Below are 13,187 nucleotides of genomic sequence, written 5' to 3'. Positions count from 1 at the left end.
ACGTGTCCTTGCAAAAGGGTGCCAACGTACCGGTGGCGAGCACCAGCGTCCGGGTGGAGCTGGGTTGGCGAGGGGGGCCGGGAGCCCCCGATGTGGACGTGTCGGCCCTGTTGCTGGCGGCGGCGGGCAAGGTGCGGTCGGACGACGACTTCGTCTTCTACAACCAGCCCGCCCATCCCAGCGGCGCCGTGCGTCACGAGGGCAGGCGCCAGGACGGCACGGGCGTGCTGGAGACGATCGCGGTGGCGCTGTCCGCGGTGGAGCAGGACATCGGGAGGGTGGTGCTCGCGGCCTCCACGGACGCCACGTTCGGCCAGGTCGCCGGTCTGTTCGTGCGCGTCCTGGACGCGCAGAGCGGCGCCGAGGTGGCGCGGTTCGATGCCACGGACGCCACATCGGAGACGGCGTTCCTCCTGGGGGAGCTGTACCGCCGCAACGGCGCGTGGAAGTTCCGGGCGGTGGGCCAGGGCTACGCCTCCGGCCTGGCAGGGCTCGCCACCGATTTCGGCATCACCGTCGACGAGCCCGCTTCGCCTCCGCCGGTTCAGCAGGCAGCGCTGCCGCAGCCCCCGCAGCCCCCTGCGCAGCCGGTGCGGCTGTCGAAGATCACGCTGACCAAATCGGCGCCCGCGGTGTCGCTGACCAAGCAGGGCGCCACATCCGGAGGCATGCGGGTCAACCTCTCGTGGAGCGCCGCCAGGCCCCCGCGTGGCTGGATGAACAAGGGGAAGGACGCCGTCCGGCTGGAGGACGTGGACCTCGACCTCTCCTGCCTGTGGGAGCTGCAGAACGGCGCGATGGGGATCGTCCACCCCATCAACAACCAGTTCGGCTCGTTCGACCAGCCCCCGTACGTCCGCCTGGACCAGGACGACCGGACCGGCGGGAGCGAGGACGGCGAGAACCTCCTGATCAACCTTGACCACACGGCCGAGATCAAGCGGCTCCTGGTCTTCGTGGCGATCTACTCCGGGGCGTCCAGCTTCGCGGGTCTGCACGGCGTCGCGACGCTGTATCCGCCCGGCGGCCCGCCGATCGAGGTGCGCCTGGACGAGTGCACCGTCCCTTCGCCGGTCGCCGCGATCGCGATGATCGAGAACGTGGGCGGGGAACTGATCGTCCGGCGGGAGGCGAAGTACATCGTGCTGCCGCCCGGCATCCTCAAGCAGCAGGCCGTGGACCTCGAGTACGGGTGGGGAATGACCTGGCACGTGGCCAGCAAGGACTGACCGCGCACGGGGAGCGCCCAACGGCCGCGTCCCGCTCCGGAGTGAAGGCCGGACCGCCCGACGGGCGCTCCGGCCTTCAGGCGCGTACGCCGTACGGTCAGAAGATGCGCTGGCCCGGCGTGAGGACGCCGTCGGGGTCGTAGCGGTGCCGTGCGCTCCTGAACTCGTTCCAGAAGGCGCCGAAGTGACGCTCCCAGTCCTCCGGGGTGAGCGGCACCGAGCCGATCGGGTACCAGCGGCCGCCCGCCTCGACCGTGGTGTCGTACTGGACGCGGTTCGCGGCGACCATCTCCTCGGCTGAATCCGCCCCGGGCGAAGCGGTCTTGAGGAGGGAGAAGAGGTAGGCGAGTTCCTCCTCGGGCATCGCCGGGAGCGGGGTCGTGCACTTGGCGGTGAGGACGGGGTACAGCAGGATGACCGCGCTCGCTCCGAGCGCGGCGGCCTTGAGGTTCGCGAGGGTGTCCGTGACGACGGCGTTCACCGAGGAGGCGGGGAGCAGGCTGTCGTACCAGGGGTGCGGCCGCTGCCACTCACCGATGGATTCGAACATCTCCACCAGCGGGGCGATCCGGTTGAGGAAGTCGAAGTAGGGCAGGTCCTGCGCCTCGATCGCGGTGCGGTCCAGGCCGCCGGTGAGCCGGGCGTCGTCGGCGGCCGTCGCGTCGTAGGCGGCGGCTTCGATCACGTAGGTCCAGCCCTCGGGGGACGGCGACTGGACCTGGCCGGCGAGGTAGTCGAAGCGGCCGTCCTCGATCAGCCGGGCCTGTAGCGCGGTGAGTTCGGCAACGCCGGGGCAGGTCAGCGTGTAGAGGCGTACGGAGCGGGGCGCGGGGACCAGCGGAAGGGTGGCGCGGGTGATGACCGCGCACTGCCCGAGGCCGCCGAGGACGGCCCGGAACAGGTCGGGGCGCAGGGTGGGTGAGCAGGTCGTGATCTCGCCCTCCCCGGTGACGACCTGGAGTTCGAGCACCTGGGAGACCTGCGTCCCGTAGTGGCCGATCTGCCCGCCCAGGCCGCCGGCCGACAGCGTGCCGCCCACGGACAGCTCCAGGTAGTCGGTGAACGCGGGCGGGGTCAGGCCCAGGGGCAGCGAGGCCCGCACCAGGCTGCTCCACAGTGTTCCGGCCCCGACCGTGGCGGTGTCGTCGTGGATCTCGACGGAGTTCAGGGTGCCGAGGTCGATGACGAGCCCGGAGGGCACCTGCGCCTGCCCGTTGGTGGAGTGCCCCTGCCCCCGCCCGGCCACCTTCAGCCCGCGCTCGCGGCAGTAGCGGACCATCGTGGCGACGTCCTCGGCCGAGCCGGGCTTCAGGACCGCGGCGGGCCGCCGGTGGACGAGGCCGCCGAAGTCGCGGGACGCCGCTTCGAGGGAGGTCCGGTCGAAGCACAGTTGCCCGTCGAGCGGCGGAACCGCCTCGAAGCCGGTGCCGGCGTGGCCGGCGGCCGCCGGGTCCGGCTGCGCGGAAGGGTGTTGGGGAGGTGTCACTCGTGCTCCAGTCGGCTCGGGTACGAGAACGCCCCCGACCCGCACTGCACTCGAAGTCGGTGGCGCTGATCGGCGGTGCGTCCGGCCCGCAGCGCGCACATTCGCTCCGGGTGACGAACACACTTCCTCCACAGTGTGGCCGTCATGCCGTCAGAAGGTGTACGAAATCCGCGAGTTGGGGTCGGATCCGCTAGCCGGCCAGCGCGGCGTCGATCATCCGGCGGGCCAGCACGGTGAGTTCCGCCGGGTCCGGCGCGGGCCGGGTGTGGGCCATCGCGCCGGCGAGGCGGTCGAAGAGCACGCCGTCGGTCCAGGAGACCAGCAGCTCGGCGGCCTCCTCGGGCCGGGCGGCGCCCAGCGCCGCGAGGAGGGCGGCCGCAGCGGCGCGGGCCGCCAGGCCCGACCGGTGGAGGGCCGCCTGCAACTCCGGCCGGCGCGCGGCTTCGAGGCTGAGCTCGTAGCGGGCGAGCTGACGCCCGCGGCCCGTGGTCAGCCAGTGGTGCAGCACCGCCCCGAGCGAGGCCGCCGCCTCCTCCCGCGAGACCGGCGGCCTCGACTCGACGTCGTTCAGGTCCAGTTCGGCGATCCGCGCGCAGCACGCGCCGATCAGCGCCGTACGCGTACGGAAGTAGTACGAGGTGCTCCCGGCGGGCAGCCCGGCAGCGGTGTCGATCGCGCGGTGGGTGAGCCCCCGCAGGCCGGCCACGGCCAGGGTGGCGATCGCGGTGTCCGCGATGAGGGTACGGCGGTCAGGGCTGGACATGCCCTCACTCTACAGTTGTAGAGTGAGGGTCCTGCGGCGGTGGAGGATGCCCGAACCGAACGGAGAGGTGTTCATGCCGAAACGTCACGCGGTCGTGGTCGGGGCCGGAATCGGCGGCCTCACCGCCGCCATCGCGCTGCACCGCCGGGGCTGGCACGTCACCGTCTGCGAACGCGCCCCCGAGCCGCCCGCCACCGGCGCCGGCATCGGACTCGCCCCCAACGCCCTGCGCGCACTCGACAGCATCGGCGTCGACGCCGCACTCGCCGCCGGCAGCGCCGTACCCGAATCGATGGGCGTGCGCCGCGCCGACGGCCGGTGGCTCACCCGGGCCGGCACCGCCGACATGGCGGCCCGCTACGGCATGCCCCCGATAGCCGTCCCGCGCCCCGCCCTCGCGGCCGCCCTGGCCGCAGCCCTGCCACCGGCCGCCCTCCGCTACGGCACCGCCGTGACCGCCGTCGACGGCGCGCGAGGCCGCCCCACCGTCCGTACGGCAGCCGGCCCGGACCTTTCCGCCGACCTGGTCGTCGCCGCCGACGGCATCCACAGCCCGCTGCGCCGCGCGTACTTCCCCGCCCACCCCGGCCTGCACTACATCGGCGAGACCGCCTGGCGGACCATCGTGGACGCCCCGAACCTGCGGATACCGGCCATGAGCGAGTCCTGGGGGCGGGGCGAGCGGTTCGGCGTGACCCCGCTCTCCGACGGCCGGTTCTACCTCTATGCCACGGCGGTCGTGCCGGCCGGCACCCCGTCTGCCGACGCCCGCGCCGAACTCCGCCGGCGCTTCGGCTCGTGGCACGACCCCATCCCGGCCCTCCTGGAGCGAGTCGGCCGCCTCGACCCCGCCGCCGTCCTGCGCAACGACCTCTACGACCTGGCCGCCCCGCTCCCGCGCCTGCACCACGGGCGGATCGCCTGGCTCGGCGACGCCGCCCACGCCATGGCCCCCAACCTCGGCCAGGGCGGCTGCCAGGCCATCGAGGACGCGGTGGTCCTCGCGCACCTGCTGCCGGCCGGAGAGGACACGCAGGGCACGGACACCGCAGACACTGCGGACCCGGTCCCGGCCGCCCTCGCCGCGTACACGGCCGCCCGCCGCGACCGCACCGACGCCGTGCGCGTCCGTGCCCGCCGGGTCGGCCGCCTCGGCGCCCTCCGCAACCCGCTCGCGGCCGCGGCCCGCGACCTCGCGGTCCGTGCCACTCCCGACCGCCTGGCCCTGCGCGGCATGGACGACCTCTTCAACGGCTTCCCCCTCCCCGGATAGCGGGAACCCGCCGCGGTCTCAGTACACGAGCTTGTAGGTCACGTCCTTGGCGACCGGGGCCGGTGCGGTGTCCGTGTAGAGGAGCCGGATCATCGTGAAGCGCTGGACGCCGGGGTGCTCGGGCCAGTTCTCCGGACTGCTGAGGGTCACCTTCACCGGGTAGGCGCGGAAACGGCCGGCCGCGCAGTACGGGCGGCAGTCGTTCACCATGTCGGTGCCGGTGGCCGTCGCGGTCCTCGGCCCCCACGTGTCCCAGCTGAGCTTGACGAGGCGGTTGTTACCGTCCCCGCAGGCCAGGAGGTATTCCTCGGGGCGCGTCTGGGCCTGGGAGAAACAGTCGACGACCACGACGGGATCCACCGGGTCCCCGGGACCCGGAGTCCGGGCCGCTGCCGTTCCACCGGCGTGCGCGGAGGCCGGGAGCACGGCGGCCGTCAAAGCCGCCGCCGCGCACAACAGGGTGGCCGTCCGCACCCCGCGCCGGGTTGCGTCTGAGGGCCGACCGGCTGCAGAAACGTTCACGAAAGACCTTCCTCGCGACTCCGCCCGCCGCCCGCGCTGCGGACACACCCAGCTTCCCCCATCCGTGTGGACCCCGCACCCCCTGGACGGTCCGACGCCGGCCCGACGGGTCAGGACACGGGCCCCGTCCCGTCCCGCAGCCGCTCGGCGAACGCCCGCGCGGCGGCCAGGTCCGCCGCGTTCGGCCGCTGCCGGTGGATGCCGCCGAGGAGCTTGAAGGGCGCCCACGTGTCGAACGCCCGGCACGAGAAGCTCCCCTCCACCTCGAAGCCCTTGCCTTCGAGGAGCCTGACCAGGGGGCGGGTGAACGGCGCCGGCGGAATCTCGGGGAGCCCGCTGGTGGCGAACACGAACGCCCGGCCCCGCCCGGTGGGAAGTTCCCTGACGAAGTCGGTCAGGCGGGGGTGGAGCCTGCTGTAGAACACGCCCGAGCCGAACCCCACGAGGCCGGCGCCCGCCAGCTCCGCCGGGTCGGCCTCCTCGGGGGAGACGACCTTCGCGCCCAGTACCAGGGCCATGGTGTCGGCTACACGGCGCGTATTGCCGTGTGACACGGAGGCGCACACGATGACGGTCTTCATCCTGACGATCCCTTCTCTCGCTTCCGTAGCGAGGACCGGGCAGCGCCGCGGAATGTGACACCCCGCGAGCTGGCCGATCGTGTGCCCGCCGTGGTTGGCTTCGGTGAACGGGAGGGATGACCATGGCGGTGGGGATACCGGGGGCGCGCGAGCGCCTCACCCGGGCGGCGGAGGAGCTCCGCGCGTGCCTGCGCTCGTTGGCCGGGCAGCTCACGCCGGGTCAGGTACCGGAGTTCCCCCTGCCCGACGAGCCGTTCGGTGACCACGGCAGGGTGCCCGCGCTGTGGCACTACTCCTTCACCGCACGCGTACGGGCCCGCGACGTGCGGCCCCCGCGTGAGGCGTACCCCACCGATCTCGCCGCCCGCGCGGCCGCTCTGCTCACCGCCGGGGGCTGGGGGACGCCCGCACCGCGGGCCGGTGCGCACGGGGGCGCGATCGTCACCGGCGCCCGCGACGGCACGGAGATCACCGTGTCCGTCGTCCACGGCAACGGCGAGGTGCTGTACGCGGGCAGGACCGCGGAGTTCGCCCTGTACGAGCCGGTGCCGCACGTACGCCCCGAGCCGGTGGTCACCGAGGAGACGCTGACCCCGGGCCAGGAGCTCTGCTACGAGTGCGACGGCCTGGGCTGGTGCCCGGCCTGCGGGGGCCGCGGCTGGGTCATGGGCGGACACGGGGGCTGGGGCGCCGGCACCCTCCCCCGCGACCCCGACCGCCTGGGCCGGTGTCCGTTGTGCTTCACCCGGCGCTTCTGCCCGATCTGCCGTGGGGCGGGGCAGCTGCCCTCGAACCCTTAGGCCACGCCCGTACCCGCCGCAGCCCGTACGGCACGGGCCCCGGGAACCAGAAGGTTCCCGGGGCCTGTTGTCGCAGTCACCGGCAGCCGCTCACGAGCCGCCGCTCGCCAACGGCCGGGCTGCGCCGGTCGGTCCGCAGGGGTCAGCGGTCGATCCAGTAGTGCGTGATGGTGCCGCTGCCGCAGGTGGCGTACTGGTTGCGCGCGTCGGTCTCCCAACCGCTGTAGTAGTGCTTGCCGTCCGTACACTTCACGCCCACCCGCCAGGCCGAGCCCGCGGAACACCAGCCCCGCGCCGTCTTGCTGCTGATCTTCGTGGTGGAACAGGCGAGGGCGCCGCTCTCGGCGGCCTGGGCGGTTCCGGCGAGACCGAGTCCGGCGAGTGCGCCGGACAGGGCTACGGCACCGACTGCTGTGGCGATGCGCATGCGCATGTGTGGATGCCCCTTCCAGGGATCATCGTTCGAGGACGCCGCCATCCTGGCCATCGCCGCCGGGCCGCGTCTTGAACAAATTCGCGGCGCTCCCGCAGGCGGCTCACTTTCGGCCACCGCCCGACGGCGGGGTCCGGTCCGGGAGGAGGACGCTGGTCATCCGGCCCTCGACGCGGTCATCGGCGGGCGGCCCCGCGGCTGTCCCGGCAGGCGCGGCGAGCAGCTGGGTCGCCGTGCGGCCCGTCATCCTGCGCACCTCGCGGGCCAGGTGCGACTGGTCGGAGAACCCGCAGGCCAAGGCCGCCTGAGACACCGCCTGGCCACTGCCGAGCAGCCTCAGCGCGCGATGCAGCCGCATGATGCGGGCGATGGTCTTCGGGGGCATTCCGATCTGCTGCCGGAACCGGCTCTCGAACTGCCGCCAGCTCCACCCGGATTGCTCGGCCAGGTGCCGTATGGGTACGGCGCCACCGGTACGGGACAGCTCCCCCCAGGCCCACACCACCCGCGCCGAGCACGGTGGGCCCGCCGCCGACCACTGGGCCAGGGTGGCGTCGAGCAGCTCGAACCGCCTGCGCCAGCTCGGCAGGGCGGCGAGCGCCCCGGCGAGGTCGTCGACGCGGCGGCCCACGAGCTCGGCCGGATCGAGGATGCGGTCGGCCCACTCGTGCATCTCCACCCCGAGCAGGTTGTAGGCGGCCCACGGCGCGAGCAGGACCTCCATGCCGTGGAGGATGCCGCTGTGCTCGCCGATGGTGGCGCGCGAACGCACCGCGGAGACCAGCGAGGTGAAGGGCACCGCTGCCGGTTCCCCGGCTCGGGCCGCCGTCGTGCCGTCGGGCCGGCCGACGTCGGTGAGGCGCAGCTGGCCCTGGAAGCCGAGGACCAACGTCACCACGCCGTCCGGGAGTTCCAGGCGCCGTCTGGGCCGGTCCAACGCCATCCGGTACCCGCGGTAGCCCAGGACCCCCGCACGTAATCGCCGGTCGGGCCGGGCGCTGACCAGGCTCCATTCCGCCCCGTACGTCGACACGCTGAACCACGCCCTCCCCGCAGCGGCACTGACCCCGCCATCGTCGACGCCGGGCGGGGCTCCTGTCTGCCCGGAATCCGGCCGTCGCGCACCGCTCCCCGGTTCGCCGGTTCCGCGTGGTGCATCCGGCCAGGGGCCCGCCTCTCCGGGCGGGGCCGGGCATGACACGCCCCCGGGCGCTGCAATCCGCCGGTACGGGGAGGGGCTCGTCCTAGGCTCCCGGCATGGGTACCGAGAAGGCGACCGTGGCCGACCTGATCTTCGACCGGCTGGACACGAACGGCGACGGGGTGCTCGCCGCGGACGACTACCGGGCGAGTGCGGAGCGCGTGCTCCAGTCGTACGGCATGGGGCCGAGCTCGCCCAAGGGACGCGCCCTGATCGAGGCGAACCTCGCGCTGTGGCAGCACCAGGCGGAACTCGTCGACCGCGACCACGACGGACGGATCACGCGGGAGGAGTACCGGGAGTGGATGAGCTCCCTCCCCGCCTCCGACTCCGGAACGCCGTCCGGTTCCCCGGAGGTGATGGCGGTGCTGCACGCGCAGTTCAACGTGGCCGACCGGGACGGGGACGGGCTGATGGACCGTCACGAGTTCGCGGTGTGGCGGGGGCTCAAGGGCGTGCCGGTTCCGGCAGCGGAAGCCTCCTTCGACCTGATCGACGCGGACGGGGACGGTGCGATCAGCTGGGCCGACTTCACCGGGGCGGCGCACCGGCACGGCCTGGAGGCGCTGCTGTTCCGGCCGAGCTAGATCCGGCGTCCGCCAGACCCCCCGTCCCCCGCGGGCAGGTCATTGACCTGCCCGTTCGTTCGATACGATCTTGAACTCGGGCGGATCGAAGGGGACATGCCAATGCACGGGTCGGGACAGGAAGCGGCGAGGGGACAAGCGGCGGGCGCGCTGCGCCCGTTGACGCCGGGGGACCCGCGGGAGATCTCCGGATACCGGCTGCTCGCGCGGATCGGCGAGGGCGGCATGGGCTCCGTCTACCTCTCTCGCACCCGGGGCAACCAGCCGGTCGCGCTGAAGATGATCCGCCGCGAGTACGCCGGCGACGCCGGCTTCCGCAGCCGCTTCGAGCAGGAGGTCCGGTCGGCGCAGCAGGTGCGCGGCTACCACCTCGTACCGGTACTGGACCACGACACGCAGGGCGGGCAGCCGTGGCTGGCCACCGCCTACGTTCCGGGCCTGCCGCTGGACGAGGCCCTGGACACCCACGGGCCGCTGCCGCGGGCCGCCGCCCTGCAACTGGTGGCGTGCGTGGCGCGGGCCCTGGAATCCGTACACGCGGCGGGGGTCGTCCACCGCGACCTCAAGCCGGGCAACATCATGCTGGCGGCGGACGGGCCGTGGGTGATCGACTTCGGGATCGCGCGCGCCGCCGAGTCCACCCGCCTCACCAGTACCGGCGGGTTCGTCGGGACCCCCCAGTTCATGTCACCCGAGCAGGGCGTCGGCGCGGAGGTCACCCCCGCCTCCGACGTGTTCTCGCTGGGCCTGATCGCCGCCGTGGCCGCGACCGGGCGCCACCCGTACGGAGAGGGCGGCGCCCTGACCGTGGCGACGCAGATCGCCAACACCGCCGTACGCCCGCCCGACCTGTCGGGATACCCGGAGTGGCTGCGGTCGCTGCTCGAGGCCGCCCTCGCGGCGGAGCCCTCCGCACGGCCCACGCCGACCCGGCTGGCGGAGCTGTGCGAGCAGGCCGCGGGACGCTCCACGACCGACCTCGCGGGCTGGCTGCCCGAGCCCTGGGCCGGAGCCGTCGCCCTGCGGCGGGCCGAGCTCGACCGCCTTGCGGCGGCGGAGCCCGCGCCCGCGCACGCCCCCACGTACGTCCCGACCCAGGCGGGCGGCCCGTCGGTGCACGCCGCGCCCACCCAGGCCCCGCCCGTCCCGCCGGCCGCCCCTCCGACGGCGCCCGCCGCGCCCCCGGCCGCGAACCGGACGCGGCTGTTCGCCGCCGTGGCCGCCGCGCTGCTGGTGGTCGGCGGCGGCATCGGCTGGGCCGTCTCAGGCGGTGACGACGACAAGGGCGCCCACGCCGCCGACCCGGCGGCGAGCGCCCACCCGCAGCAGACGCCCGACCAGAAGCAGCCCTCGGGGACGCCGTCGGAGCAGAAGACCGTCCAACCCGCTGCCTACGAGCCGGTCTTCAAGGACAAGCCCCTGGTCATCGGCCCCCCGGTCACCGGTTCGATCATCACCGTGGACCTGGACACCCCCAAGGTGTCGCCGAACGGCGATGTCAGCGACAAGAAGGCCGAGTTCACGTACATCCTCCAGTACATGACCTTCCGCCACGCCATGGCGAAGTCGCCGGCGACCACCCCCGAGGCCTGCCGGCAGGCGGTGGACACTGCGCCGCTCCCGCACGAACTGTCCAACTCGGCGCTCATCAAGGGCGAGGCCATCGTCAAGGGCGACGTCCTGTGCTCGGTGACCTCTGACGGCAACCTCGCGATGCTCCAGATCACCGACGTCAAGGAGACGGGCCTGCCGTACGACCCGCCGGGCTACGCCGGCAACCTCACCCTCTGGAAGCAGCCCGGCCGGCGCTGACGGCCTCTGCACATGCGGCCCCCCGAGCGCTGACGAATCGGCGATTCCGGGGTGGCCGCGTCGCGCCGTCGGCAGGATGGTCGCATGGACCGTGAGGATGTGGGACCGGGCGGGGCGTGGCCGGTGGTGGTACGGGTACCGGTGGAGCCGGTGGAAGCCGTGGTGGAGGCCGACGCCGTCGACGCCGTGGCGCGCGCGGGTGATGTGGTGGTGCGGGGCCCGCTGTTCGGCGTGGCCGCACGGCACCCGGGGGACGGACCGCGGTGGCGGGTGGTGATCGCGGTGACGGACGGCTGCCCGCAGCAGGCGCGCGACGGGCTGAACTCGCTCCTGTGGTTCCGCGCGAAGGACGAGGCCCACGACCGGGCGGAGCGCCGCGAACTGCTGGCGGCGGTCGCCCGGCTGGAAAGCGAACGGGTCGACGAACTCGTCGTGGCCGGGACCAGGTACAGGGTCGTGCGCGCCGAGGAGTACGCGGGCTCGGGCGCGGACGGCATCGAACCACCGCGCCCGACCGACCCGGAACCGGCCGTCCCCGACTGGGACCGCGGCTCCAGGGAACCGGAGGTCGACGGCGGGCTGCTCCTGGACCCCGACACGCCCCTCGCCCCGTCCCAGGCCCTGGAACGGCTGGCCCTGCGCGGGCTGTGCTACGCGGGGGAACGCTTCCCCGAAGCGGTGCGCGACGACTCTCGGCGGGCCCTGGACACCCACCCGGACGTCCTGCTGCTGCCCCCGACCTTCACGGTCGTGGAACAGTCCGGCGCCCGCGGCTGGAAACCGGTCAGCGGCCCGCACGCCACCGCGCACGCCGCCCGCAAGTCCCTCGACTTCGCCCTGACGTGGATGTGGCCGCGGATGCACGGCCACATCCCCATCGACGCCGACCCGCGCACCGACGCCCGCAACCCGGCACCGGACGGCCCACGGCCCGCGGAACTGGCCGCATACGCCGAAGCCGCCGACGCGCTGCGGGCCGGGCTCGTCAACCGGCTGGAATTCCAGGGCGCCGTGTACCGGGTCGCCCGTACCCGCCGCCTGCTGCGCTGGAGCCCCGACGGGCCGGAGGGCCCGCGCCCGTCGGACGTCAACACCCAGGACCCCACACGGATGCACCCGCCACTCGACGAGGACGGCCGCGTGCTCCCCGAAGACTGATCCGGACCAACCCCGGGCCTGGCGGGGCGCAGCCACCCGGCACGAAGATGTACGGGACCAGGAGCCGCTACGGGGGCGGTGGGAGCGGGGGAAGCGGCATGGAGACCAACGGAGTCGGCACGACCACCGAGGAACTGTTCGCGGCGGCGCTGGACGAGGTCAGGGCCGACCAGGCCGGCCCGGACGACGTGGCGATACCGTGCCTGGTCGCCCTGCACAACCGTCCGACCAGGGACGTCTTCGACCGGGCGACGCGCCTGCTGACCTGCGAGGACCCTCTGGAACGGGAGCTGGGAGCACGGGTCCTGCGCGAGTTGGGCCCGTACGACTCCGAAGGCCGTCGGCCGTTCACGGAGGAGACCGTCGATGCCGTCACGACCGAGATGGCCGACGAGCCCGACCCGTGGGTCCTCAGGTGGATGATCTCCACGCTCGGCTACCACCAGGCCCGCCGGACCCTGGGCACCGTACTCGGCCACCAGGCCCACCCGGCGCAGCCGGTGCGTTTCGCGGTCGCCGCCGCTCTGCCCCTGCTGGCCGATCCCGAGCAGACGGAGCCGCAGGTCCTGGAGGCCATCCTGCGCCTTGCCGAAGACGAGGACGCCGCCGTGCGCTGGTACGCCCTGTACGCGCTGTTCAACGAGACCGCCGGGGTCACCGACGGCCGCCGGACGCTCTGGGCCGCGCACCTGACCAGCCGGGCCGACACCCGGCGCCGCGAGGAACTGTCCCATCTCGCCACGACCCTCGACGACGGCGCCGATCCCGCCCTGCGCGAGCTCCTGGGCCGGGCGACCGGGGAATAGCAGCCCGGAGCCGACCGCGCGTGCTCCCTCCTTCGGCCGTCATCCGACCGGATGCGCAGGGGATGCCCGCCGGCGCGCGACGGGCCAGGCTGCGGTCACGGGCGAGCCGTCACCGCCCCTCACCGCACAGACGAGGACCGAGCCATGTCCCACCTCCGGCGCATCGGCGTCATCACCGGGGCGGCGCTGCTGCTCACGGCCACGGCCACGGCCTGCTCGGCCGGCAAGACCACCGTGGGCAGCCTCAGCTTCCGCGCGCAGGACTCCCCGGTCGAGGTCACGTACTCGAACACGCCCGTCCAGGGCTGCCACCGGATCGGCCTCCCGCGCGGCGCGGCACACGTGGAGAACCACACCCTGGTCGACGTCATCCTGTACCGGACACCCGGCTGCCAGAAGACGGACGAGGCCGACGGCATCTACATCCCGACCGCCACCTCGAACGTCACCGCCCCCGGCAGCCTGCCGTGGCGCAGCTTCTCCGTCGTCCACTGACGCGGTACGAGTGCGCCGGGGCTTCTCCCGGTACCCGCGAG

The 13,187-nt window shown here is 73.6% G+C and carries 14 protein-coding genes; 8 read left to right on the top strand and 6 right to left on the bottom strand.

What is annotated here, in order from left to right; genetic code table 11:
* Positions 1-2: 2 nt before the first annotated feature.
* Positions 3-1,229, top strand: coding sequence for a TerD family protein (locus tag ACFTXQ_RS08025; RefSeq protein ID WP_382636954.1), 1,227 nt, complete (start codon positions 3-5; stop codon positions 1,227-1,229).
* Positions 1,230-1,326: 97 nt separating this feature from the next.
* Here the strand turns inward: ACFTXQ_RS08025 and ACFTXQ_RS08020 are convergent, their stop codons facing one another.
* The gene (locus ACFTXQ_RS08020) at positions 1,327-2,715 is read right to left on the bottom strand and encodes an FAD-binding protein (protein WP_382636953.1); all 1,389 of its coding nucleotides are present in this window, start codon (positions 2,713-2,715) and stop codon (positions 1,327-1,329) included.
* A 190-nt stretch (positions 2,716-2,905) separates the two neighbouring features.
* The gene (locus ACFTXQ_RS08015; protein ID WP_382636951.1) at positions 2,906-3,478 is read right to left on the bottom strand and encodes a TetR/AcrR family transcriptional regulator; all 573 of its coding nucleotides are present in this window, start codon (positions 3,476-3,478) and stop codon (positions 2,906-2,908) included.
* Positions 3,479-3,551: 73 nt separating this feature from the next.
* On the opposite strand from ACFTXQ_RS08015, the gene ACFTXQ_RS08010 reads away from it, so the two are divergent.
* The gene (locus ACFTXQ_RS08010) at positions 3,552-4,751 is read left to right on the top strand and encodes an FAD-dependent oxidoreductase (RefSeq protein WP_382636950.1); all 1,200 of its coding nucleotides are present in this window, start codon (positions 3,552-3,554) and stop codon (positions 4,749-4,751) included.
* 18 nt (positions 4,752-4,769) lie between these two features.
* On the opposite strand, the gene ACFTXQ_RS08005 is transcribed toward ACFTXQ_RS08010, so the two are convergent.
* Entirely contained in the window at positions 4,770-5,099 is a 330-nt protein-coding gene (locus ACFTXQ_RS08005; protein WP_382636948.1) for a hypothetical protein, read from the bottom strand.
* A gap of 284 nt (positions 5,100-5,383) precedes the next feature.
* A complete protein-coding gene (locus tag ACFTXQ_RS08000; RefSeq protein ID WP_382636947.1) occupies positions 5,384-5,854 on the bottom strand; it encodes a flavodoxin family protein in 471 nt (156 codons plus the stop codon).
* Positions 5,855-5,970: 116 nt separating this feature from the next.
* Between ACFTXQ_RS08000 and ACFTXQ_RS07995 the strand changes: the two genes are divergently transcribed.
* Entirely contained in the window at positions 5,971-6,654 is a 684-nt protein-coding gene (locus ACFTXQ_RS07995) for a hypothetical protein (protein WP_382636945.1), read from the top strand.
* A 142-nt stretch (positions 6,655-6,796) separates the two neighbouring features.
* Here ACFTXQ_RS07995 and ACFTXQ_RS07990 read toward each other — a convergent pair whose 3' ends face one another.
* Entirely contained in the window at positions 6,797-7,087 is a 291-nt protein-coding gene (locus ACFTXQ_RS07990) for a hypothetical protein (protein WP_382636943.1), read from the bottom strand.
* A 103-nt stretch (positions 7,088-7,190) separates the two neighbouring features.
* A complete protein-coding gene (locus ACFTXQ_RS07985; protein ID WP_382636942.1) occupies positions 7,191-8,120 on the bottom strand; it encodes a helix-turn-helix transcriptional regulator in 930 nt (309 codons plus the stop codon).
* A gap of 224 nt (positions 8,121-8,344) precedes the next feature.
* On the opposite strand from ACFTXQ_RS07985, the gene ACFTXQ_RS07980 reads away from it, so the two are divergent.
* The 5 genes from ACFTXQ_RS07980 to ACFTXQ_RS07960 all read left to right on the top strand — a co-directional run bounded on the left by ACFTXQ_RS07980 (position 8,345) and on the right by ACFTXQ_RS07960 (position 13,146).
* The gene (locus tag ACFTXQ_RS07980) at positions 8,345-8,875 is read left to right on the top strand and encodes an EF-hand domain-containing protein (RefSeq protein WP_382636940.1); all 531 of its coding nucleotides are present in this window, start codon (positions 8,345-8,347) and stop codon (positions 8,873-8,875) included.
* 102 nt (positions 8,876-8,977) lie between these two features.
* Positions 8,978-10,687: a serine/threonine-protein kinase gene (locus ACFTXQ_RS07975; protein ID WP_382636938.1), complete on the top strand. Its 1,710-nt coding sequence runs from the start codon at positions 8,978-8,980 to the stop codon at positions 10,685-10,687.
* 84 nt (positions 10,688-10,771) lie between these two features.
* Positions 10,772-11,845, top strand: a complete 1,074-nt coding sequence (locus ACFTXQ_RS07970; protein ID WP_382636936.1) for a DUF5954 family protein — start codon at positions 10,772-10,774, stop codon at positions 11,843-11,845.
* A 98-nt stretch (positions 11,846-11,943) separates the two neighbouring features.
* Entirely contained in the window at positions 11,944-12,651 is a 708-nt protein-coding gene (locus tag ACFTXQ_RS07965) for a HEAT repeat domain-containing protein (RefSeq protein WP_382636934.1), read from the top strand.
* Positions 12,652-12,795: 144 nt separating this feature from the next.
* Complete coding sequence (locus ACFTXQ_RS07960) at positions 12,796-13,146, top strand: hypothetical protein (RefSeq protein WP_382636933.1); 351 nt, start codon at positions 12,796-12,798, stop codon at positions 13,144-13,146.
* The last annotated feature ends 41 nt before the right edge of the window (positions 13,147-13,187 follow it).

The organism is Streptomyces sp. NPDC057010 (genome assembly GCF_042673805.1).
Taxonomy (GTDB): Bacteria; Actinomycetota; Actinomycetes; order Streptomycetales; family Streptomycetaceae; genus Streptomyces.
The sequence above is the reverse complement of the archived record's forward strand: the minus strand, read 5'-3'. Positions and strand labels throughout refer to the sequence as shown.